At 69.4% G+C, this 21598-nt stretch carries 28 protein-coding genes and 2 pseudogenes; 11 read left to right on the forward strand and 19 right to left on the reverse strand.

Features of this window, described 5'->3' with window-relative positions; translation table 11 throughout:
* Positions 1-129 precede the first annotated feature (129 nt).
* Both OG972_RS00525 and OG972_RS00530 read right to left on the reverse strand, forming a co-directional pair.
* Complete coding sequence (locus OG972_RS00525) at positions 130-624, reverse strand: transposase (protein WP_266977722.1); 495 nt, start codon at positions 622-624, stop codon at positions 130-132.
* 103 nt (positions 625-727) lie between these two features.
* A complete protein-coding gene (locus OG972_RS00530; protein WP_266977723.1) occupies positions 728-1315 on the reverse strand; it encodes a hypothetical protein in 588 nt (195 codons plus the stop codon).
* A 460-nt stretch (positions 1316-1775) separates the two neighbouring features.
* Between OG972_RS00530 and OG972_RS00535 the strand changes: the two genes are divergently transcribed.
* From OG972_RS00535 to OG972_RS00555, 5 genes are all read left to right on the forward strand, one after another.
* Positions 1776-2423 carry a hypothetical protein gene (locus OG972_RS00535; RefSeq protein WP_266977658.1) on the forward strand — a complete coding sequence of 216 codons (648 nt, stop codon included), beginning with the start codon at positions 1776-1778 and terminating at the stop codon, positions 2421-2423.
* Between the two features lie 58 nt (positions 2424-2481).
* On the forward strand, positions 2482-2613 hold the full coding sequence (locus OG972_RS00540) for a hypothetical protein (protein ID WP_266977724.1): 132 nt from the start codon (positions 2482-2484) through the stop codon (positions 2611-2613).
* A gap of 180 nt (positions 2614-2793) precedes the next feature.
* Positions 2794-3087 (forward strand): hypothetical protein, encoded by a 294-nt coding sequence (locus OG972_RS00545; RefSeq protein ID WP_266977725.1) that lies wholly within the window; start codon positions 2794-2796, stop codon positions 3085-3087.
* Between the two features lie 76 nt (positions 3088-3163).
* On the forward strand, positions 3164-3286 hold the full coding sequence (locus tag OG972_RS00550; RefSeq protein ID WP_266977726.1) for a PmrA: 123 nt from the start codon (positions 3164-3166) through the stop codon (positions 3284-3286).
* Between the two features lie 167 nt (positions 3287-3453).
* Positions 3454-3969: a hypothetical protein gene (locus OG972_RS00555; RefSeq protein WP_266977727.1), complete on the forward strand. Its 516-nt coding sequence runs from the start codon at positions 3454-3456 to the stop codon at positions 3967-3969.
* 60 nt (positions 3970-4029) lie between these two features.
* Here OG972_RS00555 and OG972_RS00560 read toward each other — a convergent pair whose 3' ends face one another.
* From OG972_RS00560 to OG972_RS00570, 3 genes are all read right to left on the reverse strand, one after another.
* Complete coding sequence (locus tag OG972_RS00560; protein WP_266977728.1) at positions 4030-4338, reverse strand: hypothetical protein; 309 nt, start codon at positions 4336-4338, stop codon at positions 4030-4032.
* A gap of 304 nt (positions 4339-4642) precedes the next feature.
* A complete protein-coding gene (locus OG972_RS00565; protein ID WP_266977729.1) occupies positions 4643-6283 on the reverse strand; it encodes an IS200/IS605 family accessory protein TnpB-related protein in 1641 nt (546 codons plus the stop codon).
* A complete protein-coding gene (locus tag OG972_RS00570; protein WP_266977730.1) occupies positions 6276-6854 on the reverse strand; it encodes an IS607 family transposase in 579 nt (192 codons plus the stop codon). The genes OG972_RS00565 and OG972_RS00570 overlap by 8 nt, the downstream gene beginning before the upstream one ends.
* 94 nt (positions 6855-6948) lie before the next feature.
* Between OG972_RS00570 and OG972_RS00575 the strand changes: the two genes are divergently transcribed.
* Positions 6949-7299, forward strand: a complete 351-nt coding sequence (locus tag OG972_RS00575; protein ID WP_266977731.1) for a hypothetical protein — start codon at positions 6949-6951, stop codon at positions 7297-7299.
* 31 nt (positions 7300-7330) lie between these two features.
* Here the strand turns inward: OG972_RS00575 and OG972_RS00580 are convergent, their stop codons facing one another.
* From OG972_RS00580 to OG972_RS00605, 6 genes and pseudogenes are all read right to left on the reverse strand, one after another.
* Complete coding sequence (locus tag OG972_RS00580; RefSeq protein WP_266977732.1) at positions 7331-8023, reverse strand: response regulator transcription factor; 693 nt, start codon at positions 8021-8023, stop codon at positions 7331-7333.
* Complete coding sequence (locus OG972_RS00585) at positions 8020-9300, reverse strand: sensor histidine kinase (protein ID WP_266977733.1); 1281 nt, start codon at positions 9298-9300, stop codon at positions 8020-8022. Before OG972_RS00585 ends, OG972_RS00580 begins: the two co-directional genes overlap by 4 nt.
* A gap of 27 nt (positions 9301-9327) precedes the next feature.
* Positions 9328-10167 carry an ABC transporter permease gene (locus OG972_RS00590; RefSeq protein ID WP_266977734.1) on the reverse strand — a complete coding sequence of 280 codons (840 nt, stop codon included), beginning with the start codon at positions 10165-10167 and terminating at the stop codon, positions 9328-9330.
* Complete coding sequence (locus OG972_RS00595) at positions 10164-11102, reverse strand: ATP-binding cassette domain-containing protein (RefSeq protein ID WP_266977735.1); 939 nt, start codon at positions 11100-11102, stop codon at positions 10164-10166. The genes OG972_RS00590 and OG972_RS00595 overlap by 4 nt, the downstream gene beginning before the upstream one ends.
* 289 nt (positions 11103-11391) lie before the next feature.
* Positions 11392-11490 (reverse strand): annotated as a pseudogene (locus OG972_RS00600) (IS5/IS1182 family transposase); the annotation flags it as partial.
* Between the two features lie 208 nt (positions 11491-11698).
* A complete protein-coding gene (locus OG972_RS00605) occupies positions 11699-11893 on the reverse strand; it encodes a hypothetical protein (protein ID WP_266977736.1) in 195 nt (64 codons plus the stop codon).
* 150 nt (positions 11894-12043) lie between these two features.
* Here OG972_RS00605 and OG972_RS00610 point away from each other — a divergent pair, with 150 nt between their 5' ends.
* Positions 12044-12304 carry a GntR family transcriptional regulator gene (locus OG972_RS00610; protein WP_266977737.1) on the forward strand — a complete coding sequence of 87 codons (261 nt, stop codon included), beginning with the start codon at positions 12044-12046 and terminating at the stop codon, positions 12302-12304.
* A gap of 803 nt (positions 12305-13107) precedes the next feature.
* Here OG972_RS00610 and OG972_RS00615 read toward each other — a convergent pair.
* Positions 13108-13314: a hypothetical protein gene (locus OG972_RS00615; protein ID WP_266977738.1), complete on the reverse strand. Its 207-nt coding sequence runs from the start codon at positions 13312-13314 to the stop codon at positions 13108-13110.
* 431 nt (positions 13315-13745) lie between these two features.
* Between OG972_RS00615 and OG972_RS00620 the strand changes: the two genes are divergently transcribed.
* Positions 13746-14423, forward strand: coding sequence for a bifunctional 2-polyprenyl-6-hydroxyphenol methylase/3-demethylubiquinol 3-O-methyltransferase UbiG (locus OG972_RS00620; RefSeq protein WP_266977739.1), 678 nt, complete (start codon positions 13746-13748; stop codon positions 14421-14423).
* A 145-nt stretch (positions 14424-14568) separates the two neighbouring features.
* Here the strand turns inward: OG972_RS00620 and OG972_RS00625 are convergent, their stop codons facing one another.
* The 6 genes and pseudogenes from OG972_RS00625 to OG972_RS49180 form a co-directional block, all read right to left on the reverse strand.
* On the reverse strand, positions 14569-15969 hold the full coding sequence (locus OG972_RS00625; protein ID WP_266990202.1) for a PAS domain-containing protein: 1401 nt from the start codon (positions 15967-15969) through the stop codon (positions 14569-14571).
* A gap of 30 nt (positions 15970-15999) precedes the next feature.
* A pseudogene (locus tag OG972_RS49175) lies at positions 16000-16305 on the reverse strand (PAS domain-containing protein); the annotation flags it as partial.
* A gap of 336 nt (positions 16306-16641) precedes the next feature.
* Entirely contained in the window at positions 16642-17268 is a 627-nt protein-coding gene (locus OG972_RS00635; protein WP_266977740.1) for a DedA family protein, read from the reverse strand.
* A gap of 119 nt (positions 17269-17387) precedes the next feature.
* The gene (locus OG972_RS00640; protein ID WP_266977741.1) at positions 17388-18224 is read right to left on the reverse strand and encodes an undecaprenyl-diphosphate phosphatase; all 837 of its coding nucleotides are present in this window, start codon (positions 18222-18224) and stop codon (positions 17388-17390) included.
* Positions 18225-18266: 42 nt separating this feature from the next.
* The gene (locus OG972_RS00645; RefSeq protein WP_323135831.1) at positions 18267-19340 is read right to left on the reverse strand and encodes a glycosyltransferase family 4 protein; all 1074 of its coding nucleotides are present in this window, start codon (positions 19338-19340) and stop codon (positions 18267-18269) included.
* Positions 19337-19495 (reverse strand): hypothetical protein, encoded by a 159-nt coding sequence (locus OG972_RS49180; protein WP_323135832.1) that lies wholly within the window; start codon positions 19493-19495, stop codon positions 19337-19339. The genes OG972_RS00645 and OG972_RS49180 overlap by 4 nt, the downstream gene beginning before the upstream one ends.
* A gap of 144 nt (positions 19496-19639) precedes the next feature.
* Between OG972_RS49180 and OG972_RS00650 the strand changes: the two genes are divergently transcribed.
* Both OG972_RS00650 and OG972_RS00655 read left to right on the forward strand, forming a co-directional pair.
* A complete protein-coding gene (locus OG972_RS00650) occupies positions 19640-20029 on the forward strand; it encodes a BlaI/MecI/CopY family transcriptional regulator (protein WP_266977742.1) in 390 nt (129 codons plus the stop codon).
* A 14-nt stretch (positions 20030-20043) separates the two neighbouring features.
* On the forward strand, positions 20044-20982 hold the full coding sequence (locus OG972_RS00655; protein ID WP_266977743.1) for a M56 family metallopeptidase: 939 nt from the start codon (positions 20044-20046) through the stop codon (positions 20980-20982).
* Between the two features lie 155 nt (positions 20983-21137).
* On the opposite strand, the gene OG972_RS00660 is transcribed toward OG972_RS00655, so the two are convergent.
* Complete coding sequence (locus tag OG972_RS00660) at positions 21138-21374, reverse strand: sensor histidine kinase (protein ID WP_323135833.1); 237 nt, start codon at positions 21372-21374, stop codon at positions 21138-21140.
* Position 21375: 1 nt separating this feature from the next.
* Here OG972_RS00660 and OG972_RS00665 point away from each other — a divergent pair, with 1 nt between their 5' ends.
* Complete coding sequence (locus tag OG972_RS00665; protein WP_266991033.1) at positions 21376-21591, forward strand: hypothetical protein; 216 nt, start codon at positions 21376-21378, stop codon at positions 21589-21591.
* Positions 21592-21598: the final 7 nt, after the last annotated feature.

Here is a 21598-nt window from a genome sequence, read left to right on the forward strand (position 1 = left end):
CCGTTATTTCCCGTCAACTTCTCGGCCGTAGACGACCGAGCTTGTTGGCTCGGTCGTCTACGCCTTGTCGCGCTCCCGACTGCCCCCTACGACAGGGCGGTCACGGGTCGCATCTACCAGCCAGGGAGGTCAAGCCCTTTGTGGTACGGGTCCGTTGCCGAGAACCCACGCCGAGCGTGCGCGGTTGCGCACGGTGACCCCGGCGACGTGATCGGCGGGGCCGGCGAGCCCGCACCGACGACAGGAGAAGGCGTCCCGGGTGGGACGGTTGTGTCTCGCTGTGTGTCCGCAACGCGGACACATCTGCGAGGTGTAGCGGGCGTCCACCGCGATCACCGGTACTCCGGCCCGCCGGGCCTTGTACCGGAGATGTTCTTCGAGCTGGTGGAACGGCCAGGAGGAGAGCGTGGCCCGCCGGTCGCGGGAAGGCCGTACCCGGTCACGGATGCCGCTCAGTTCTTCGAGGGCGATCCCGCGTCCGGTGCGTTGCGCGACGGCCACGATCTCCTTGCTGATCCTGTGGTTGATGTGCGCGGCGTGCCGGGACTCGCGCTTGACCCGCCGCTTGGCGCGCCGGGTGGCGGAGCGGGTCCGCTTCGCCTGGAGTTCGGCGCGCTTGAGCACCGGGTGAGGAATTTCAGGGCTCTGGCCGCAGTTCCGTGAATCCGCAGGTCGGGATCCAGGGAACGCCGCATGCGCCGGAATCTCGCCGCAGGAAGGGGTCAGGCTAGAAAGGAGGTTGCCAGCCGCCCCAGTGCGTCTTGTAGCCGGGCGGGGGCCAGGATCCCTTTTCACCTGGTTGGGGCCACAGGCGGCCCACCCATTCACACTCCGGGATCGCGCCTTCCCAGTCGTCGGTGCACCGGTCGGCCCAGGTCCGGCCCACCATAACCGGCCGGGTCACCACGCCGCTGGCGGCCTCCTGCACCCGCACCACCAGACCGAGCCCGTTGACTCCAGGGTTCCCCCGCGGACCGTAGGACACATCGAGCACCCCACACCCGTGAGCGTGCAAGAGGAACCGTTCCAGATCGGCTGGGACGCAGGCGGTCAACTCCCGCCCCCAGAGCGTCACCTGGGGGCCGTGGATCGCGTCGCCCGCGACGCAGAACAACCGGCCGTCGACGAAGTAGGCGTACACGGCAGGCTCCGCACGCCCCGTGCCGAACTCCACGCCGACGGTCTCCTGAAACGAGGGGTCAGCCTGGAACCGACGCAGCTCGGTCATGCCCGGCAGCACTGCAGCGACCTCAGCGATACGCATGCCGAAACACAGCGGCCCGACGCCTTCCAGAGGCATCAGCTCCCAGTCCAACCGCGCCGGCCCCTTCGCGGCACCCCGAAGCTCTGCTGCCGCCATCTCTCCACCTGTCCCCGTCCACGCACCGAGCCGCGCCGATTCCCGGCGCTCAGCATCACCCTGGCATTACACCAAGCTCAAGATCGTTCACTGAACTCCGGGCAGAGCCAATTTCAGAGAGCCTCATCAGGGCGGCGTCTCACCCCTGGACACCGCCTGTGACCTGCATAGACGACTCGGGACTGTCCCGGACGCCGTAATGCGTTGCCCACCGCTGACCCCACCCGGCACGCTCTTGCCATCGACCGGCCCACCCGGACAACGCCATACGTCGATAGCGCATCCGGGTCCGCCGCGTCTTCTCTCGCCATCTGCCGGTGTCGACGACCGGGCGAGCAGCCGTCCACACGGCCCACCCCCAGGCACCAGCCCAGGGGTGCCACATCACCGACTCATTCCTTGAGGGAGCATCCGCATGTCTGCTGTCAAAAACCGCAAGGCTCGGCCACTGATCATCGCCGTACTCGCCGGTGGTCTGGTTGCCGGCGTCGTCACTGGCACCTCCATCACCGACGTATTCACCGCCGCCTCCGAACAGGGCGGCGCCGCCGACCAGGTCGCCCTCGCCGGTACGAATGCGAAGAGCGGGGACGTGTGCGCGCCCGTCGACCGTGTGACGCCCATCCTGATCCGCGAGGGCTGGGACAGCGCCCCCGAGAAGATCACCTGGCGTAACGGCGCCTCCGCCCAGCAGCAGCACCAGTTCACCTTCACCCAGACCTACTCCGCCCGCGGCATGCTCACCGGCAAACTGCCCTCCCTTCCCAGCGTGCGGGGCAAGGCGAGGGCGCAAATCAACAAGAAGAACAAGCAGAACAATCAGGAGAGCTCCATGTTGGGCTTTGAGCTCGAGCTGTCCGCCAGTATCAGCAACGCCGAGACCATCACCTACACCGTCCCCGCCCGCAGCATGTTCGTCGCCAAGCGCGGTATCTGGAAGCAGACCTGGGCCATCAAGCGCTACCAGCGGTGGTCCAACTGCCAGGAGCGCTGGACCCACGTCGGCAACTACACCGGCGTCGGAAGCATGAACTACACATCCTCAAAGAAGCTCTACCGCTGAACCCATCGGCAACAGCCTCTCCCGGCCCGCACACGCGTCCCGCACGGCACATCGCTCCGTGCGGGACGCCACCGGCTCCCAGGTATGCCTCGCACCGGCCATCGGCGCGCGGGAAGCGGCCCTGGCGGTACTCGGTACGACCGCCATGCTCGTCCATCCCGTGACGCTCAGTGACTCCTCTCCCACCTGAAGGTGGGGGCTTCTCGCTATGTCGTCTCGTTCTCGACGATGAAGACGGTCGTGATGCCGGGCGGGGATACGATGAACTCATCGACGCGGACGGCCAGTTCACTGAACCCGGCGACAGGGGTATCGCCGAGGAGACGGAATCTGGCGTAGGCGGGTTTGGCTAGAGGTGCTGTGCCTGAATGTGGGGGACCCGTACCCGCAGGACAAGCGCGGCAAGATCACATCCAAAGGCGGGGCGACCGAGTGGATCCACTGGCAGTCCGGCACCGCCCAGCTGCTGCCCCGCCTGATCGCCGGCCGCACCCGCGGCCCACTGTTCCTCACCGACCGCAAGGCCCGGGCCGGTACCGTGACGCTGAACGTGTGCCCGCAGACCGAACGCGCCCGGCTGTCCTACCGGCGGGCGGAGGAGATCTTCGAGGAGAGCACCCGGCTACTGGCCAACCCCTCTCTCCTCACCCGAGGACATCGATGAGCTGGAGGGCTGGACGCTGCACCGGCTCCGGCACTCCGCGCTCACCCATGACGCCGAGCGCGGCACTTCCACCCCGATGCTGCTGGCCCGCTCCCGCCATGCCTCCGTCCGCTCCCTGGAGCGGTACGCCCGCCCCGGCGTCGACGCGGTCGCCGCGCACGTCGCCGCGTCTGACCCCGCCGCCCGCCGTCGGGGTTGATCACAGCGGCCTACGGAACGTTTCCGGAGTATTCCTGCGGCCTGGCAATGCCTCAAATCATGCGGTTCGGTGACATCATGAGTAATGAATTCCGCGTCATGACGGTCGTCCGACCAGGCGACACCTGAGCCTCTTCCTGCCTGTCAGCACGGGAAGGCGGTGAGCACGTGAGCGACACCGAGCAGGAGCCCACTGCGTCCGAAGGAACAGAGGCGGAGACCACCCCCGAGGAGTCACCGGCCACGACTGAGGCCGGCCCTGCAGAGGGCGAAGAGCCGACCCCCGAGGCGGCGGAGACGCAAGTAGAGGAACCGGCCCCCACTGCGGCCGGGGAGACCGGGGCCGAAGAACCGGCCCCCACCGCGGCCGAGGAGACCGGGGCCGAAGAACCCGCGACCCCCGCTGCCGAGGAGACCGGGACCGAAGAACCGGCCCCCACCGCGGCCGAGGAGACCGAGGCTGAAAAACCCGCGACCCCCGCTGCCGAGGAGACCGGGACCGAAGAACCGGCCCCCACCGCGGCCGAGGAGACCGAGGCTGAAAAACCCGCGACCCCCGCTGCCGAGGAGACCGGGACCGAAGAACCGGCCCCCACCGCGGCCGAGGAGACCGAGGCTGAAGAACCCGCGACCCCCACCGCGGCCGAGGAGACCGAGGCTGAAAAACCCGCGACAGAGGAGTAGGAGAAATGCTGTGCGCGACGGTCGTCGCGCACAGCCACGACGGCAGTCTCGGAACGCCCTTCAAGCGGACTCGCCGGCATCCAGCTCGCTGCCCGTACGCACCAGCCACGCATCCCGCCGCGCGAGGGGCAGAAGTCCGGATGCCTGCAGCACCGCCGGTGCCACCGCGGACGGGTCCACGCTGGCCACCCACCGGAAGCGGGCCACCATCATCATGTCGTCGACGCTCTCCCGCACGAACCCGTCCACGATGCCAAGACCGTCCGGGCATTCCCGCAGCACCACATCGCCCGGCTCCGCATCATCCGCGATCTGCTGGTAGTCCGCCGAGTCGGGGCAACCCGAGAACTCGTACGCCCAGTGGCCCATGCCTGCCATCCTGCCGGGAACACCGAGCACCCCACTGATCAGGCACGAAGGCGGTGGAGTGGATCCGCCCGAAGGGATCTGAGGCATTGCTGATCACACAAGTCCGCGGCCCGGGGGCCTGGAGCCGTCCGCGCAGCTGCAGCAACTGGTCGTCGTCCCCACGGGCAAGCGCCTCTCCGAGCTGGACCGGCTGTGCCGCTCGCCGCGCGACATCTCCGCGCGCGGGGTGGGCAAGGCGCTGGAACGCTACGAGTCGCTGCGCGCCTTCGGCGGTCACGCCTGGAACCTGGACGCGATACCGTTCCTAAACAGTGTCCAGGAGTGAGCCTTGTACCCACGTCCCGGAACTGCGCGCATCCCGAACGGTTTTGGATGCGCTGGTCCCCCGCGTTCTCGTTGTCCCTGTCCGGCGACGCGCATCGTGTGCACGCTCCGCGACGGGGCGGCGGGTTTCCTCACGCCCTCGGTCACCATGATCGGCCTGGAGGGTCCGATGCCCAGCACCATCACTCTGGTGATGCTGGGGCGGTGCCGTCCGTCGCCGGATCGGGTGCCCGAGGGCGCGTCTGCCAATGGCCACCGAGGCGGCGTCATGGCGAGTCATGCTGCGAGTCTTGCTGATCAGGGGCTTGCGCCAGTGCTGGTCGCCCCACATCGAGGTGTATGCCGGGTCGACGGCGACGATCGCGATGCCGTGTTCGGCGGCCATGGAGACGATGCGGGCCTTGAGCTTGCCGGTAGGCATACCGGAGATGAGTTGCCGGAACCGCTTCTTGCGGCCGTGCTTCTCGCGGGTCTTCTCGGCGGCGAAGTCCAGGTTTTCGATGCCGATCGCCTGCGCGCCGGTCTGCTTGGTCCAGTGCAGGAGGCGGGTGAGGGCGTGCCGGATCTGGGCGTCGCGGTGGTCGGCGGTGCCGGACAGGTCGTAGTGGAAGCGGCGCGGGTCGCCGACCGGGTTGCCGTGCCGGTCGAGCCGGTAGGCGGCGAAGTGGTCGGCGTTCGTGTCGACGCCGACCATGCCCTCGGCGCGGGCGGTGGCCGGCGGCATCGTCTGCACGGCGGGCCTGGTCCACGAAGCGGTCAGGTACCAGCGGCCCCGCTCAACGTGGTAGTGGATGCGGTAGGCGACGGCACGGTTGGCCTCGGTGCGGTCGCGCCACTCGTCCCCACGGTGCGCGAACGCGACCTTGGAGGCAAGAACGTACCGGCCATGCTTACTGTTGGCCAGGTGGGCGAGCGGGGCGGGCATCTTGATCGACACTTCGCCGTCAGGGGTGACGCGGATCGTCTCGTTCCCGAAGCGTTTTCCGGACTCGCCGTCTGCGGCGAGGAACCAGCGCTCAGCCTCCCAACGCTGACGCCACTCGCGCTCGGTGAGCTGCGCGGCCTGAAGGTTGTGCCGGTTCTTGAGCAGCCGCCGGCCGCCGCGAACGACACGGACGTGTCCGGTCTTCCAGTCGTCGCGGGCCACGTCGAGGCGGTGTTCCAGGGTGGCCAGGCGGCGGGACTTGTGGAACCACTCGCCCTTGGACCGGTACCCGCCCGGCGCCCGCTTGCTGCCTTTCTCCCCGATCGGGAGGGACAGGCGGTGTCGCAGCGTGCGGATACCGGCCTCAAGGTTGTGGACATGGGCGAGCAGGCAGCGTCGGGCCAGGCCGTACTGGTCGTGCGTGGCCTTCGTGATCGCACCCGCGATGCGCGACGACGACTGCTCGGTCAGGTCACGCTTGCGGGATGCCCACGCGTCGTTGTCGTGCTTGTGCCCGGCTTCGCAACGGGCCTTGAGATCGAGAGAGGCCAGGCGGCCCTGGTGCTCGCCGACCAGACGCAACACCTTCTCGTCCTTTGGCGTGAGGTGCTTGAGGCGGTCGCGTAACGCCACACCGGACGGGCCGACAGCAACGAACGGCGGGTCGATGGTACGGAGCTGCTTCTTGTCAGCCATCGGCAGCCGCCGCTTCCAGTGCCTTCCTGGCACGGTTCTTCGCACTGCGGCGGCCGTACAGGCGGGCACAGAACGAGGTCAGAACCTCCGCCATGTCGCGCACCAGGTCGTCTTCGACCTCGCCGTCATCCAGCACAACGAGTCGACGGCCGGTTGCAGCCAGAGCGGCCTCAACGAGTTCGACGTTCATACGGCCCAACCGGTCTTTGTGCTCCACCACCACGGTGGTCACCGCAGGGTCGGCCAGCAGGCGACGGGCCTTGGCGCGGGCGCCGTTCATGCCCGAAGCGATCTCGGATTCGACGCGCACGACCTTATGCCCGGCCTTCGCGGCCCATGCCGACAAGCGTGCGGTCTGCCGCTCCAGGTCGGCCTTCTGGCCGTGGGAGGAGACGCGGGCGTACAGGCCCACGCCACCGGTCACGGACGGTGAGGTGTTCGCGTCGATGTTCACCAGGATCGTGCGCGGCCCCACTCGCTCCGCAGGGACCGGCAGCGTGCCCTCACGGAACCAGCGGTACGCAGTACGCGGGGCGACCCCCTGCGCGCGCGCCCATTCCGTCAGGTTCATACACCAGATCATACGACACTCGTGACACCTGAAGGACACTCATGGACACTTAGTCGAGAGCAGTTCCTGACCCCCGGGACGGCTACAGGCCCTGGTGCGGTTCGCCAAGGCCGCCCGCTCCCAGGCCGTCTCCGACCTGAGAGGAGACCGGCGCCCGGCCACCCTGGTCGCGTTCGCCGCGGTCATGCCAGAACTCGCCGCGGACGAGGCGATCGAGGTCTTCGACCTGGTGATGGGCGACATCATCCGCAGCTCCGCCACCACGATGACCAAACAGCGGCTGCGGACCCTCAAGGACCTGGATGCCGCGGCGATCGAGCTGCGCACAGCATGGCTCGGGTGCTGTCACGTTGTTGGGTGTGTGCCCGGCCGAGGGGGTGCCAGGGTGTGGTGGGGCCGGTCCCGGGTCCTGGTTCAGACCGCGGCGGGCAGGCCGATGCTCTGAGTGACGTGGTCCCAGACGGTGAAGCGGACGATCATCTCGAAGCGGTGTTCGGCGGCGGTGCGGAGATGGGCTGGGCGAGGCCGTGGTCGTAGGCGAAGATCACGGCTTGGATGCGGTCGCGGGCGCCGATTTTGGCGAGGACGCGGCCGACGTGGGTCTTGACGGTGGACTCGGACAGGACGAAGCGGGTGGCGATCTCGCCGTTGGTCCAGCCCTTGCCGACGGCGACGAGGATCTCGCGTTCGCGGTCGGTGAGGGAGCCGAGTCTCGGATCCTCGGCGGAGTCTTGGCGGTGGGCAGGGACGTAGCGGGCGAACTCGTCCAGGAGGCGGCGGGTGAGGGCGGGCGCGATGACGGCGTCACCGGCGGCGACGGCGCGGATGCCGGCGAGGAGTTCTTCGGGGCGCGCGTCCTTGAGGAGGAAGCCACTGGCGCCGGCGCGGAGGGCGGCATGGACGTACTCGTCGAGGTCGAAGGTGGTGAGCACGAGGATGCGCGAGCGGTCGCCGGCGGCGACGATGCGGCGGGTGGCTTCGATGCCGTCCATGCCCGGCATGCGGATGTCCATCAGGACCACGTCCGGGCGCAGTTCGGCGGCCTTGCGGACGGCCTCGGCGCCGTGGGCGGCCTCACCGACGACGTCGGTCTCGGCGACGGAGTCCAGGAGCATGTGGAAGCCGTAGCGTTGCAGCGGCTGGTCGTCCACGATGAGCACGGTGGTCATCGGTCACCGCCTTGGGGTGTGAGGTCGAGTACGGCCTCGACGCTCCATCCTCCGCCGCCGGTCGGCCGCGCGCTGACGGTCCCGCCGTACAGAGCCGCTCTCTCCCGCATGCCCACCAGGCCGTGTCCTTCCTCGTTCGGCGGTCCGGAGGGTGTGACCGAGCCGGTGTCCTGGACCCGGATGTTCAGCCGGCTGTCCTCGACGAGGATCGCCAGGTGCACCCGGGTGCCGGTGTCGGTGTGCTTCAGGGTGTTGGTGAGGGCTTCCTGGACGATGCGATATGCCGTCAGCTGCACGCCACTGTCCAGGGCGTCTACATCGCCGGAGGTCCGGTAGACGACCTCAAGACCGGCGGCGCGCACCTTGGCGCACAACGCTTCGATGTCCGCGATGCCGGGCTGTGGGCTGAGTTCGGGTCCGCCCGGGGGACCGTCCGCCGCCTCGCGTAGCACGCCGAGCACGCGCCGCAGCTCGCCGAGGGCCTGTCGGCCGGTGTCACCGATAAGCTGGAGGGCCTCCTTGCCGCGTTCGGGGGCGATGTCGGTGGCGTAAGCGCCGGCGTCGGCGAGCGTGATGATGACGGACAGGTTGTGGCCGACGATGTCGTGCATCTCGCGGGCGACACGGGTGCGTTCGGTGGCCGCGGCCAGCCTGCTGCGCTGGTCGCGCTCGATCTCCAGCCGGGCGGCCCGTTCTCGCAGTCCGGCGAGCTGGGCCCGGCGGATGCGTACCATCAGGCCGAGCGCGAGAGCCGCGGTCGCCGTGCTCAGCAGGAAGAACAGCGCGTCCCAGACGGACACGGCCGAGGACGTGCGTACCGCGACCAGCGCGATGGCGCCTGCCATGGCCGCACAGGCCCACGGCAGGTGCCGCAGCTGCCCGTGCAGGGCCAGGCTGTACAGGGCGACGAAGAGGGCGATGTCCGCGCGCAGCGCCGCGCCCAGGGACCATTGGAGGACGAACACCGCGGCGATGACACCGAAGGCCGCCACGGGCTTGCGCCGCCGCCACAGCAGGGGCAGTACCAGTCCGGCCTGCAGTACCAGCATTCCCGCGACGGGCAGCTGGGTGAAGGCGAGCCGGAACCGGCGCGGGCCGTCGCCGTCGTCCACACCGCCGTGGAGCAGGTCGGGCAGGCAGAACATGAGGAAGACCAGGACCACGACCGCGGTGTCCAGCACCCACGGATGTGCCCGGTCGGCCTGCCTCAACCGCTGGCCGCCCCGGGACAGACGGGCGACCAGCGGTCCCATCCCGCTGATGTCATCGGTGGTCACGGACGTCACCTGTCCATGGTGCAGGCGTCAGACGTCGCTGCGCGCGAGCCGGTACGCCGCGCCCGCCAGCGCCAGTGCCGTCCAGCTGAGGAAGACCAGCAGCCCTGCGGCCGGCGACAGGGTCGTGGAGTCGTGGGTCAGCGCGAACATCGACTCTCCCGCGTTGGACGGCAGGTAGGGGCTGATGTCGTCCTGCCAGGAGCTCGGCAGCAGGGAGATCAGGCCCGGGATCAGCATCAGGGTGGCCACCAGCACCGAGATCCCGCCGGCCACCGACCGCAGCAGCGCGCCCAGCGCGGCGCCGATCACCCCGACCATGCCGAGATACAGCCCGGCGCCCAGCAGACTCCGCAGCACACCCGCGTGCGAGAGGCCCATGGCCGCGGGCGTGCCCGAGACGATCCCGCTCCCGACCAAGAAGGTGACGAACGCACCGACGGTCCCCAACGCCAGCGCGACCAGCCCGAACACGGCCGCCTTGGACCACAGCACGGGCAGCCGGCGGGGCACCGCCGCGAGCGTCGAGCGGATCATGCCGGTCGAGTACTCCCCCGCCGTGACCAGCACGCCGAGCACGCCCAGGGCCAGCTGGGCGAAGTTCGTACCGAAGAGGGACAGGCTCACGGCCGTCGAATCGGCGAAGTCCCGGTCCAGGTGGCCGGAGTTGATCCCCGACTTGTAGCGGCTCGCGGCGATCAGGCCGAAGGCCACCAGGAACAGCAGGCCCAGGCCCAAGGTGATCCAGGTCGAGCGCAGGGACCACAGCTTGGCCCATTCGGAGGAGAGCACGCGCCGTCCGGTCACCCGGTAGGCGGGGCGGGCGGGGGTGGTCCGGGGTTCCTCGACGGTTGCGGCGAGGGTGCTCATGCGGGCCTCCCGAGGGTCTCGATCCCGGTCGTGGAGCCGTGGTACTCCACGGCATCCCTGGTCAGGTCCATGAATGCCTCCTCCAGCGACACGGTCCGCGCGCTCAGCTCGAACAGCGCAATCCCGTGCTCCGCGGCCTTCAGCCCGATCTCGCGGGCGGTCAGCCCGGTCACCTGCAGCTCCTCGGAGCCGATCCGGCCGGTGACGTCGACGCCAGGCCCCGTCAGCACGTCCCGCAGCCGCGCCGGGTCCTGCGTCGCCACCTTCACTGTGTCGCCGCCCGCCTCGCGGATCAGGTCTGCCACGGTCGTGTCGGCCAGCAACTGCCCGCGCCCCACGATGATCAGGTGGTCCGCGACCAGAGCCATCTCGCTCATCAGGTGCGAGGACACGAACACCGTCCGGCCCTCGTCGGCGAGCGTCTTCAGCAGGTTGCGGATCCAGAGCACACCCTCCGGGTCCAGCCCGTTGACCGGCTCGTCCAGCATCACCGTCTGCGGATCGCCCAGCAGCGCCGCCGCGATGCCCAGCCGCTGGCCCATCCCGAGGGAGAAGGCGCCGGCCCGCTTTTTCGCCACGCTGCCCAGTCCGGCGAGGTCGATGACCTCGTCGACCCGGCGGCCCGGAATGCCGTGGGTCAGCGCGAGGGCCCTGAGGTGGTTGTACGCCGAGCGGCCTGGGTGGATCGACTTCGCCTCCAGGAGGGCACCGACCTGCTGGAGCGGCGCCTGGTGGTGGGCGTAGTGGTGGCCGTTCACGGTGACGGAGCCGCTCGTCGGGGCGTCGAGGCCGACGATCATGCGCATCGTCGTGGACTTGCCCGCGCCGTTGGGCCCCAGAAAGCCGGTCACCGTGCCCGGCCTCACGACGAAGTCCAACCCGTCGACGGCCGTCTTCTCGCCGTACCTCTTGGTCAACTGCCGTGCGTCGATCATTCGCGTTCTCCCTGTCGGGCTCCGGCGTCCGTCGCTTCCGACGTCTCACCGGCCACGCTAGGAGCCGAATCACCCCAATCCGGTGGTACCGGGAGGCTGAACTACGCCGGGCGCGTAGTACCGCGGTACTACGCGACTACCTGCGGTGCCTTCCGTGTTCGTCGGCCGCCCCCAGGGCCTGGCCTGCCTTCCAGACTCCCAGGCCAACTCGTCCACCAGGCAAACAAGGGGGTGACCTCCCAGATCTCCCTGAGAGGGCGTTCAGCTTGGGCGAATTGCCTCTTATGCCCTAGTGGGTTCCTTGCCAGGTTGGTGCGGTCACGTCCGTCATGCGCTTGGCGAGGTTGTCGATAAAGGCGACGTGGATCATGGCTTCGGAGCTGGCAGTGAACGCACTGAACCCCGCCCGCACCCTGGCCGACGCCGGCCCCGGGTACGGGCGAAAATTCAGCGGTCGCGGGGCGAGTACGTCCGGGGGCGCGGCGGGGGCGGCACGGGGCAGCGGCCCCTGTGGAGGTAGAGCGTGCAGCCTGTGCCGGACTCGCCAGGCATGTCGCGGGTCTCCGTCTCGGCCGGAGTCATTGGGCGGTCGCAGATCATCGGCCCTCCCCCGCGCGCCGCTTCGCCACCCGGTACACCCGCCGCAGTTCACTGGCATCCGCGCAGTCCACGCCTCCCGTGCGGCACTCGGTGCACGCCTGGGTGTGGCGGATGAACCCGCTGTATGCGGTCTGGACGGCGGCGTCTTCGGCCCTGCGCTCGGCCGCCATTGGGCCGGTGTTCTCAGGCACGTCATCAGCTCCCACTGCCGGTGTCCACACCCCCGGGGCCGTGCCATCGGCTGCGGAGAGGGCCTTCGCGTGACTGCAGCATAGCGTGCTACGGCATGCTCGGTATGGCATGTCTCGCGTGATGCGCTATGGCCTGCCTAGCTTGGCCGGGTGATCGAATTTGCTCCTGACCAGCCACGGTGGCGCCAGGTCGCCGAAGTGATCCGGCAACGGATCGCGGACGGCACCTACGCGCCGCGCACCCGCGTGCCGTCGGTGCTACAGCTCCAGGCCGAGTTCGGGATCGCCGCGGCGACCGGGCAGAAGGTGCACCGGGCGCTGCGCGAGGACGGACTGATCTACACGGAACCCGGGCTCGGGTCGTTCGTCGCACGCCCTCTGCCGCCGGCTGGCGGCGCATCCCAGGAGTGACTTCACTTCACCGCGGCCAGCAGCCCGAAGGATGCGGCGACAGTTACACCCAGGCGTGACTGTCGCTGCTCGGCCTACTGCACGTTCGTGACGATGTGCAGCTGGTACGCGGTCCCGCCGGCGGAGCCTGACATTGAGGCGTGCCAGATCTGCACCCCCGCAGACCGGCCTGGCTGAGGGCCGACATCCTGGCCAGGATGCGGGATCTTCCTGCCTCCCACGCCCGCCGGGGAGAAGGCATGGCGGAAAACCGCTGCCGAAACTGCAGCAACAAGCCCAGCACTGGCCACAGCCACTGCCTCGAGTGCCCGGAGCGCGCAGCCTGCGGTGCCGAGGCGACAGCTGGCGGCCCCCGGAGCTCATGACGTCGAGCGGAACTGTGGGGGCCGCCCTCCGAGCGCCCCCAACCGGGCAGTGCACGCGCAAAGGTGGCACCGCCCGCAGAGCTCGCCTTGGGGAGTGCCGTTCAGACGGCGGGGCTGGATCAGGCGTTGAGGTCCAGTACGCGGACCGGCTCGCCCTGCCACCGCTTCGGGGCAGAGCCGGAACGTGCCCGGGGCGGGCTTCCCGTCCGCAGAGCGCGGCCAGTACGTCCAACGGGCTCGGACCGTCAGACAGGTAGACGGCGCAGTCGGAGAGCAGCGCGATCGGCATCAGCGCGTCCTCACCGAACCGACCGATCCGCGGCACGATCTACTTGGCCTGCAACGGTCCCGGCGCATCGGCGATGACCTCCACGATGTCCCGGTACACATCCGGCAACACCGCCACGACCAGGCCCTCCCACCACGGCGGCACCGTCATCACCCCGATGCCATGAGGCGCCGCCGTCTCGTTCGGTTCAGCTCCGCCAACACCTGCGCGACGGTCTCCCGCGTGATCTCCAGCCGCAACAGATCCTCCCGCGCCTTCTCCAGTCGGAGGGCCAACTTCGCAGCCTCAGCCTGGAGTTCCTCTACTCGCTGCCGAGCAGCGACCTCCCGCGCCTGAAGCTCGTCGACCAACGACACCGTGAGCGCTCCCTACTCCACCGCCACGGTAGAAGGAGACAGCCCGCCGCCACACCCCAATGCGTGTTCTCCTCGCTCGGCGCCGACAAGCCGAGGGCCTTCCCAGCGGCAGGACCGCCGGGAAGGCCCCGGATACCTGCACCCGCTCGGCTCGCCGCAGCGGGCCAAGTTCATCAGCAGGACCAGGGAGAAGAAATGTCACACCTGTTGAAAGCCACACCCGATGCCTCTGGGTGGGCCAACCATACGAAGGGCTCGCCCGGTCCCGGAGAAGAACGTAGGGAAGATTGACCAACGACGTCGACTGCTCAGGTCGAGAGGCCGCGGCCAGTCTGCCTCGACGACGTCCAGTGCGACGCCCTTTGGGCGCCGTTTTGCCGGACCGGCAACAGGAGTGGCGTGACCGGGACGCGGCGGGCGACGGTGGGCCCGTGACCGACAACATCGCAGCAGGATCGCCCGCGTCCGACACCCCCTTGCCTCTCGACGGATACGTCGGAGACCCCGCGGTGCGGGCGGAGTGGGACAACCGGTACGCCGACCGACAACAACTGTGGAGCGGCCAGCCCAATGGCGCGCTCGTGGCCGAGGTCGCCGGGCTCACACCCGGGCGCGTGCTCGACGTCGGCTGTGGCGAGGGCGCGGACGCCGTCTGGCTCGCGCGCGGCGGCTGGGACGTGACCGCGCTCGAGGTCTCGGGCGTGGCGCTGGAGCGGGCGGCCGGGTACGCGCGGGACGCCGGCCTCGCCGTTCGCTGGATACACGCCGCACTCACCGAGGCCATGCTCCCGCCAGCCTCCTTCGACCTGGTCTCCGCACAGTACCCGGCCTTGCTGCACACCCCCGACGCCGCGGCCGAGCGAGCGCTGCTCGCGGCCGTCGCGCCCGGCGGCGTGCTGCTGCTCGTACACCACGCAGGGATGGACACTCAGGCGCACGAAAGCGGCTTCGACCCGGCTGACTACGTCTGGCCCTCGATGGTCGCCGATCTACTCAACGAAGACTGGGAGATAGAGGTGGACGAGCAGCGACCACGGCTGGCACCCGACGGTGGCGCCGGCGCCCACCATACCGACGACCTGGTGCTGCGCGTGCGCCGGCTGCGCTGAGCCACTCACACCGAGCACCGACGGCACCAGCCACCTCCACGAGCCGGACGAGCGGACGAACCACGCCCATCTCCCCCGCCGCCGACCTGAGTTCACGCCCTCCCATCCCGAACTAAACGATCACGTTCGGAAAGCAGATGGCGTCTTATGTCACAGCCAGGACGGGAAGGTCCTGTTCGGCCCAGATGGTCTTGCCGGGCCGGGTGTACCGGGTTCCCCAGCGCTGGGTGAGCTGGGCGACCAGAAGCAGGCCGCGTCCGCCCTCGTCGAACTCCCGGGCGCGCCGAAGGAGATCGATGTCGGCCAGGGTGCGCACCGCAGTGCGCAGCCGGCCCATGGCGGCCGACGCGTGGATGCCGTGGCCGACGACGTCCCCGATGGCCAGGGCGACCCGGGCGCCGGAAAGTGGGATGACGTCGAACCAGTCGCCGCCCACCCCTGCCTGAGCGCTGGCGGGCAGGTAACGGGAGGCGACCTCGAGTGCTGTCTGCTCGGCCAGCCGCTGGGGCAACAGGCTGTGCTGGAGGGTCACGGCGGTCGTGCGCTCGCGCGTGTAGCGGCGGGCGTTGTCAATGCAGACAGCCGTTCGGGCTGTGATCTCCTCCGCCAGCAGCAGGTCGTCTTGTTCGAAGGGCTCCGGGCGTCGATGGCGGAGGAAGACGGCCGTTCCCAGGGTGGCACCGCGGGCCCGCACTGGCACCACCATCACCGAATGGGTCCCCACGTCGCGGAGCCGGGCGGCCTGGACCGGTTCGTGATCGGCCCATCTAACGAGGGCAGGGTCGGTCATCCGGTATGCGGCCGGCCACTCGGCAGCAGGGGAGGACGCGGCATGGGTGATGGTCTCTCCCAGTCCGACCGCGGACTCAGGCACGCCCTGAAGGATGGACTGCCGGGCAGTACGGCGCATGGTGACCGGGCCCGTCACCGGGCCAGGCGGCGGCTCCCCGCCGGCATCGATACTGGTCAGCAGATCGACGCTGGCAAAATCCGCAAGCCGGGGAACGGCCAGGTCGGCCAGCTGCTGCGCGCAGACGGTCATGTCCAGGCTGGTGCCGATGCGGCTACCCGCCTCGTTGAGGAGCAACAGCCGCTGCCGGGCCTCGTACTGCTCGGTGGTGTCCTGCGCCGCGAAGCACACCGCACACAAGCGGCCGGCCGGGTCGTTCAGCGGGGCGAGATGGATCGCCCACGCATGCTGACGGCTCTCGCCCGCAACGCGCAGGTAGACCTCCAGGAACTGCCGCTCCCCCGTTGCCACCACGCGGCGCATGGCGTGCTCGATCCTCTCGCACTCCGGGTGCGGTACCGCCTCCGGCATGCGCATCCCACGCAGCTGCTCCCCGGTGAGGGCGACCGCGCGCTCCTCGTCGGCGTTCGTCCGCACAAACCGCAGATCCGTGTCGAAGATCGCCAAAATGCACGGCGACTGGTCGAAGCACCACTGCACCGGAATGCCGTCCCCCGGCAGGCGCGGCCCCCGGGCCGTGCCCCACACAAGGAGCCAGTCGCACCCGTTCTGCGCCACCCGACGATGCGCGAGCAACTCACCCTCCACACGGCGACCGTCCCGGTGCCGCACCACCACCCGTCCGCTCCAGCTCTGCCGCCCGACGAGGGACTCCCTGACAGCCTGGACATCCTCAGCCAGAAGCTCGGCAACCGGCCGCCCTACGACATCCTCAGGCCGGTAACCGAGCAAACGCCGGGCCCCCTCACTCCACCCGGTCACCATGCCCTGCTCATCGGTCGTGGCCGTGACGACATCCGCCGCATCGAAAGGACGATCAGCGGGCAGATCTTTGGAAGTGATGCCGTGTCCCGTCATGGCAACTCCTACGCAGCAGATCTTTCCCTGACAGGCATACCCGCGCCTGGGCATGAGCAGCGCAGCGCCACGGCCAACGGGATTGCGGGTGCCGATAAATCATCCGCCCAGGCCACAGCTTGATCGTCGGTGCGGCTCACACGGAGGCGTACGGGCGTGCCCCGCTGGCGGGCGGAACGCGACCGCCCCAGCGCCATCCGATGTGTGGCGGGACAGAGATAACGGTGTCGCCGATAGCGCCCTGCCCGGCGCGCGCCTCGCGCTAGGCAGGGCGTTGCGGCGGGCCACGTCCTGCGCAGCTACAAGGGGAAGCTTCAGGGTGAGTCTGTGCCACGCATGTGGCCGCCGCAACACCGGTGAGAGGTTGCGGGTGGTGGCGGAGTCGGGACGTCAGTTGCTCCGGTCCTGCGGGCCTGACCCTATGTGGCGACGCCGCACGTGCCACGCGATGAGCCCGCCCACCACGATCACCGCGACAACAATCGCGACGACTTGCCCGGCGACCGCCTCGACTCGCTGGTAGGCGGAGCCTGCGAAGTAGCCGAGCAGGGTGAAGCCGACTCCCCAAACCAGGCCCCCGAGGGCGTTGAAGAAGAGGAAACGGCGGTAGGGCATGAGGGAGATACCGGCGAGCGCGGGCATCATGGCGCGGAAGAATGCGATGAAGCGACCGAGGAATACGGCTTCGGGTCCGCGGCGGCGGATGAAGTCCTGAGCGTTCTCGATTCGTTCCTGGTGGCGGCGCAGCGGTCGGGTCGTCAAGATCTTCGGGCCGTAGTGATGACCTACCTGGTAGCCCACGGTGTCCCCGGCGATTGCGGCGAGGACTACGGTCAGCACCAGCCAGTAGACCGAGACCTGGCCTTGGCTGGCGAGTACGCCGCCCAGGACGACGGCTGTCTCACCGGGCAGGACAAAGCCGAAGAACAGCGCGTCCTCGGCGAACACGAGGGCGCCGACGACCGCGTAGACCAGGGGACCGGACAGGCCACCGAGCCAGTCGGTGATTGCGTTCACGTGTGATGTCCTCCGGGGCGTGGTCCCCGTATTCCAGTTTGAGGAACTCGGGGCAGTGGGTGTGCAGGGCGGCTGTGTACCGCGTGGCGCACGGGCGCCCCACACGCTTCAGCTGACCGTCAGGCGTTGAGAGCTCCGGTTCCCAGCAGTGCGAAGAGCAGTGCGCCGACAACGATGCGGTAGACGACGAATGCGTTGAAGGAGTGCCGGGCGACGAATTTGAGGAGCCAGGCGATGGAGGCGTAGGCGACGACAAAGGAGACGGCCGTGCCGACGACGAGGGGTGCGGCGCCGACTCCGGTACCGACGGCGTCCTTGAGTTCGTACAGGCCCGCACCCGTCAGGGCGGGGATGCCCAGGAAGAAGGAGAGGCGGGTCGCGGCGACGCGGTCCAGGTCGAGGATGAGAGCGGTGGACATGGTCGCCCCCGAGCGGGAGAAGCCGGGGAAGAGCAGCGCGAGGATCTGCGAACAGCCCACCAGCATGGCGTCCTTGAACGTGGTGTCATCCTCGCCGCGCTTGTGACGCCCCATCTGGTCGGCCGCCCACATCACCCCGCTGCCGACAATGAGCGATCCCGCCACGACCCACAGGGACGCGAGCGGCCCCTCCACCAGCGGTTTCGCCGCAAGACCGACGATCACGATCGGGATGGTGGCGTAGATGACCCACCACGCGAACTTGTAGTCGTGGTGGTAGCGCTCCTGCTTGTTGGTCAGTCCTCGGCCCCAAGCGCTCACGATGCGCACGATGTCTTTGAAGAAGTAGACGAGTACTGCGGCGATCGCGCCGACCTGGATGACGGCGGTGAAGCCGACGACGGAGGTGTCGTCGACGGGGATGCCCATCAGCCCTTCAGTGATCTTGAGGTGGCCGGTGGAGGAGACCGGGAGGAATTCGGTGACTCCTTCCACGACTCCGAGTAGGGCGGCCTGGCCGATGCTTATGACGCTCATGGGTTCCGTCTCTGGTGGGCGGCGGATGGGGCGGGTTGTTGCTCAGTGGCGCGGTGTTGGGCGCAGTCGGCGCACGGATCGGCCGATGCGGGCGCGCGACCTGCCGCTCCCGCGCTGCCAGGCGCGGGAGCGGCGGGTCGCGGTCAGTTGGGTGAACAGTGCGTCGTAGGTCGCGGCGATGGGGGTGGGGTCGAAGCGGCGTGAGGCGGCCCGTGCGGCGTCGCCCATGCGGCGGCGGGCGTCTTCGTCGTCGATCAGGTCGCGCAGCGCCGCGGCGAGCGCTTCGGCGTCGCCGATGGGGACCAGGCGGCCGTCTATGCCGTCGTGGATGATTTCGGCGGGGCCGAGTGGGCAGTCGGTGCTGACGACGGGCACTCCGCAACGCATTGCCTCGACCAGGGTCATGCCGAACGACTCTGCGTCGGATGCGCTCGTCACGATGGATGCCTGGGCGAACTCGGCCTCGATGTGTGAGGTCGCACCCATCAGGCCCGCCCGCCCGGCCAGGCCGCGGTCGTTGATGAGTTCCTGGAGTCGATCCTTGTCGGTGCCGGTGCCGTAGATGCGCAGGGACCAGTCGGGGCGCTGGGCCGCGACCTTGGTGAAGGCCTCGATCAGCAGGTCGAACCGCTTGGCACGGACCAGACGTCCGGCCGCGGCAATGACCTGGGTACTGCCGCGGGTGGGCGACACGTGGGGTTCGGGGACGCTGTTGGCAATGGTCTGGATGTGCACGCCGGGCAGGCGCATCCCGGTCCGGTAGGCGGTGGCGTCCGCTTCGGTGGTGGTGATCACAGCGTCCAGGTCGCGGTAGTGCCGGGCGATTTGGCTGCGCAGGCGTTTGCTGTGGGTGTCGTGGGCGAGGTGCTCCTGGGCGATGCGCAGCGCGTGGTGGGGTGCGAAGAGCGCCAGGTAGACATTGATCCCGGGGCGGGTGCCAATGATCACGTCGGCGTCGCAGGTGCGCAGGTACTCCTCGGCCCGCAGGTCGGTGAGGCGGCTGTACTGCTTGTAGCGCTTTTCCGCGGCAGGGAAGGCCTCGGCCGGTTGGTGCAGCCGTGGGTCGGCGGCGTCGGCGGTTTCCTTGCGCAGGTCGACGAGTGGCACCAGGGTCACCCGCTCGTCGATGGTGAACCGGGGCTGGTGCGGTGGCGCAGCATCGAGACGACCGTCACCTCGCGGTGGTCCGCGAGGGCCGAGGCGAGATTGAGCGTGGTGCGGATGGTGCCGCCGATGCCGTAGACGTTGTGGATCAGGAAGGCGATCTTCACTCGGCGGGGCCCCCTTTTCGTGTACTGAACCGTTGCGCTGCGCATGGGGACGCGTGGCACACTCGGACCACGGCAATGTTTACACGGCTGTAGACGCTCAAGATTTACACGACTGTAGAAGATGATTGAGGGAACGCAAAACCCATGGCTGCTGACGGGCGGGGACGGCTACCGAGGCGGGCCAACGGAGAGCGGGGGGCCGAGGTCCTTGCCGTGCTGCAGCAGGCGGGCGAACCGCTGATCCCCAGTGAGGTCGCCGAGCGCATCGGCGGCGAACTGGCGTACAGCACGGTGGTGACGATCCTCACGCGCATGTACGCCAAGGGTCTACTCACCCGCACCCCGCGCGGGAGGGCTTTTGCGTATGCTCCGGTCACCGACGAGGACGGATTCGCCGCCCGTCGCATGCGCGGGGTTCTCGACGAGCGACCGGACCGCGAGGCCGTTCTGAGCCGTTTCGTCGACGAGCTCACGGGCACGGACGAGGAACTGCTGCGCCAGCTCCTCGACCCCGACACCGGCCCCGGACGGTAGAGGGCACGGCGCGCATGCGTATCGCCGTCTATCTCCCGCTGCTGCTGCCCCTGCTCGCACCGCTCGGCGCGCGGCTGCTCACCGAGCGGTGCGAACCCCGCCTGGCCACCTGGCTGCTGGCCGCCGCCTCAGTGGGACTCGGCGCGGCCAGCACACTCTCACTGGCCCTGCTCGCGGCCACCGCAGCGATCCGCATCCCGCTGCTCGCCACCCTCGGGGACTGGTCGGCGAACAGCGCGCAGCGCCAGGACCCCACCGAACTGTCCGTGGCGCTGATCGCCGGGCTGCTGCTCGGCGGCGCCGTGCTCGCCGCGGCGCGGATGCTCTGGCGGCGCGCCCGCACCCTCGCAGCAGCCGCCATCGACGCGGCGTGCATGCCCGCGCGAGACGGACTGGTCGTACTCGAGGACGAGGCCCCCGACGCCTTCGCGCTGCCGGGCCTTCCCGGACGCGTCATCGTCTCCACCGGCATGCTCGACACCCTCGACCCGGCAGAGCATGCCATCCTGCTCGCCCACGAGCGGGCCCATCTGGCCGCGCACCACTACCTCTTCGTCGCCCTCGCCCAGCTGGGCGCCACCGCCAACCCACTGCTCCGCCCGCTGGCCGGCGCCGTCACCTACACCATCGAGCGCTGGGCCGACGAGAACGCGGCTGCCGCCACCGGCGACCGTACTCGCGTCGCCCGTACCGTCGGCAAGGCCGCGCTGGCCTCCCGGCACTCCCTCGCCCGCACCCCCGGCGCGGCACTCGGAATTCTCGGCCGCCGCAAGGGACCGCCGGCTGGAGCCGGCCCCGTGCCGCGCCGCGTCGCGGCCCTCCTCGCCCCGCCGCTCACCTTGCACCGTGGACTCGCCCTGGCCACCGTCGCGGTCCTCGCCATCGCCGCCTGGTCCGGCGCCGAAGCCGCCCACGACCTCCACCTCCTTCTGCGCGCCGCGGGCGCCCCATAGACGAATTGCCTCGCGCACGACTGCCCATCAGCGGGGTGTGAGCCGGGCTCGTGGGAACCCGTCGGCACTCGGTCGGACGTCTTCGCGAGATGTAGCCACGGGCAGGACTCCCGGAAGCAGCGGCTTGCGCAGAACCCTGTCCGGGTGGGTGCCAGTCAGCAGGGAATGTCGACGCTGACGGCGGAGCCCTGCCGGGTGTTCTCGGCGCGCGCGGTGCCGCCGTGAGAGGCGGCGACCGCGGCGACGAACGCCAGGCCGAGGCCTGATCCGGGGCTGGTGCGGCTCGCTTCGGCGCGCGCGAAGCGGTCGAAGGCCTTGGGTAGGAAGTCGGCTGGAAAGCCGAGCCCTTGGTCGGTGACCGCGCACTGCTGGTACCGCGAAGGCGGACCCACTTTGGCGGCCCTGACCGTGCACGGCCGTACTGGGCCCCAGGTCGCCTTCGACGGCATCGACCTGATCAGCAAGACGGTTACCACCATCGACGCGGCCCTGGTCCAGCGTGCGGAGAACGAGGAAATGGGCCTAGTCGTCGGATGCTCGGGCGATCTCGGGCCTGACGGGCTCAACATGTTCGGCCGTGGGGACCAGCGGAACAGCCAGTATCAGTGAGATTGAC

Source organism: Streptomyces sp. NBC_01669, assembly GCF_026339735.1.
GTDB lineage: Bacteria > Actinomycetota > Actinomycetes > Streptomycetales > Streptomycetaceae > Streptomyces > Streptomyces yanii.

Excerpts from the sequence above, each read along its gene's own strand:
- OG972_RS00535 (WP_266977658.1), top strand. The coding sequence starts at position 1,776 with ATGTCTGCTGTCAAAAACCGCAAGGCTCGGCCACTGATCATCGCCGTA.
- OG972_RS00590 (WP_266977734.1), bottom strand. The coding sequence starts at position 10,167 with ATGAGCACCCTCGCCGCAACCGTCGAGGAACCCCGGACCACCCCCGCC.
- OG972_RS00550 (WP_266977726.1), top strand. The coding sequence starts at position 3,164 with ATGCTGCTGGCCCGCTCCCGCCATGCCTCCGTCCGCTCCCTGGAGCGG.
- OG972_RS00565 (WP_266977729.1), bottom strand. The coding sequence starts at position 6,283 with ATGGCTGACAAGAAGCAGCTCCGTACCATCGACCCGCCGTTCGTTGCT.
- OG972_RS00595 (WP_266977735.1), bottom strand. The coding sequence starts at position 11,102 with ATGATCGACGCACGGCAGTTGACCAAGAGGTACGGCGAGAAGACGGCC.
- OG972_RS00560 (WP_266977728.1), bottom strand. The coding sequence starts at position 4,338 with ATGGGCCACTGGGCGTACGAGTTCTCGGGTTGCCCCGACTCGGCGGAC.
- OG972_RS00650 (WP_266977742.1), top strand. The coding sequence starts at position 19,640 with ATGGCTGCTGACGGGCGGGGACGGCTACCGAGGCGGGCCAACGGAGAG.
- OG972_RS00580 (WP_266977732.1), bottom strand. The coding sequence starts at position 8,023 with ATGACCACCGTGCTCATCGTGGACGACCAGCCGCTGCAACGCTACGGC.
- OG972_RS00640 (WP_266977741.1), bottom strand. The coding sequence starts at position 18,224 with ATGAGCGTCATAAGCATCGGCCAGGCCGCCCTACTCGGAGTCGTGGAA.
- OG972_RS00570 (WP_266977730.1), bottom strand. The coding sequence starts at position 6,854 with ATGAACCTGACGGAATGGGCGCGCGCGCAGGGGGTCGCCCCGCGTACT.
- OG972_RS00655 (WP_266977743.1), top strand. The coding sequence starts at position 20,044 with ATGCGTATCGCCGTCTATCTCCCGCTGCTGCTGCCCCTGCTCGCACCG.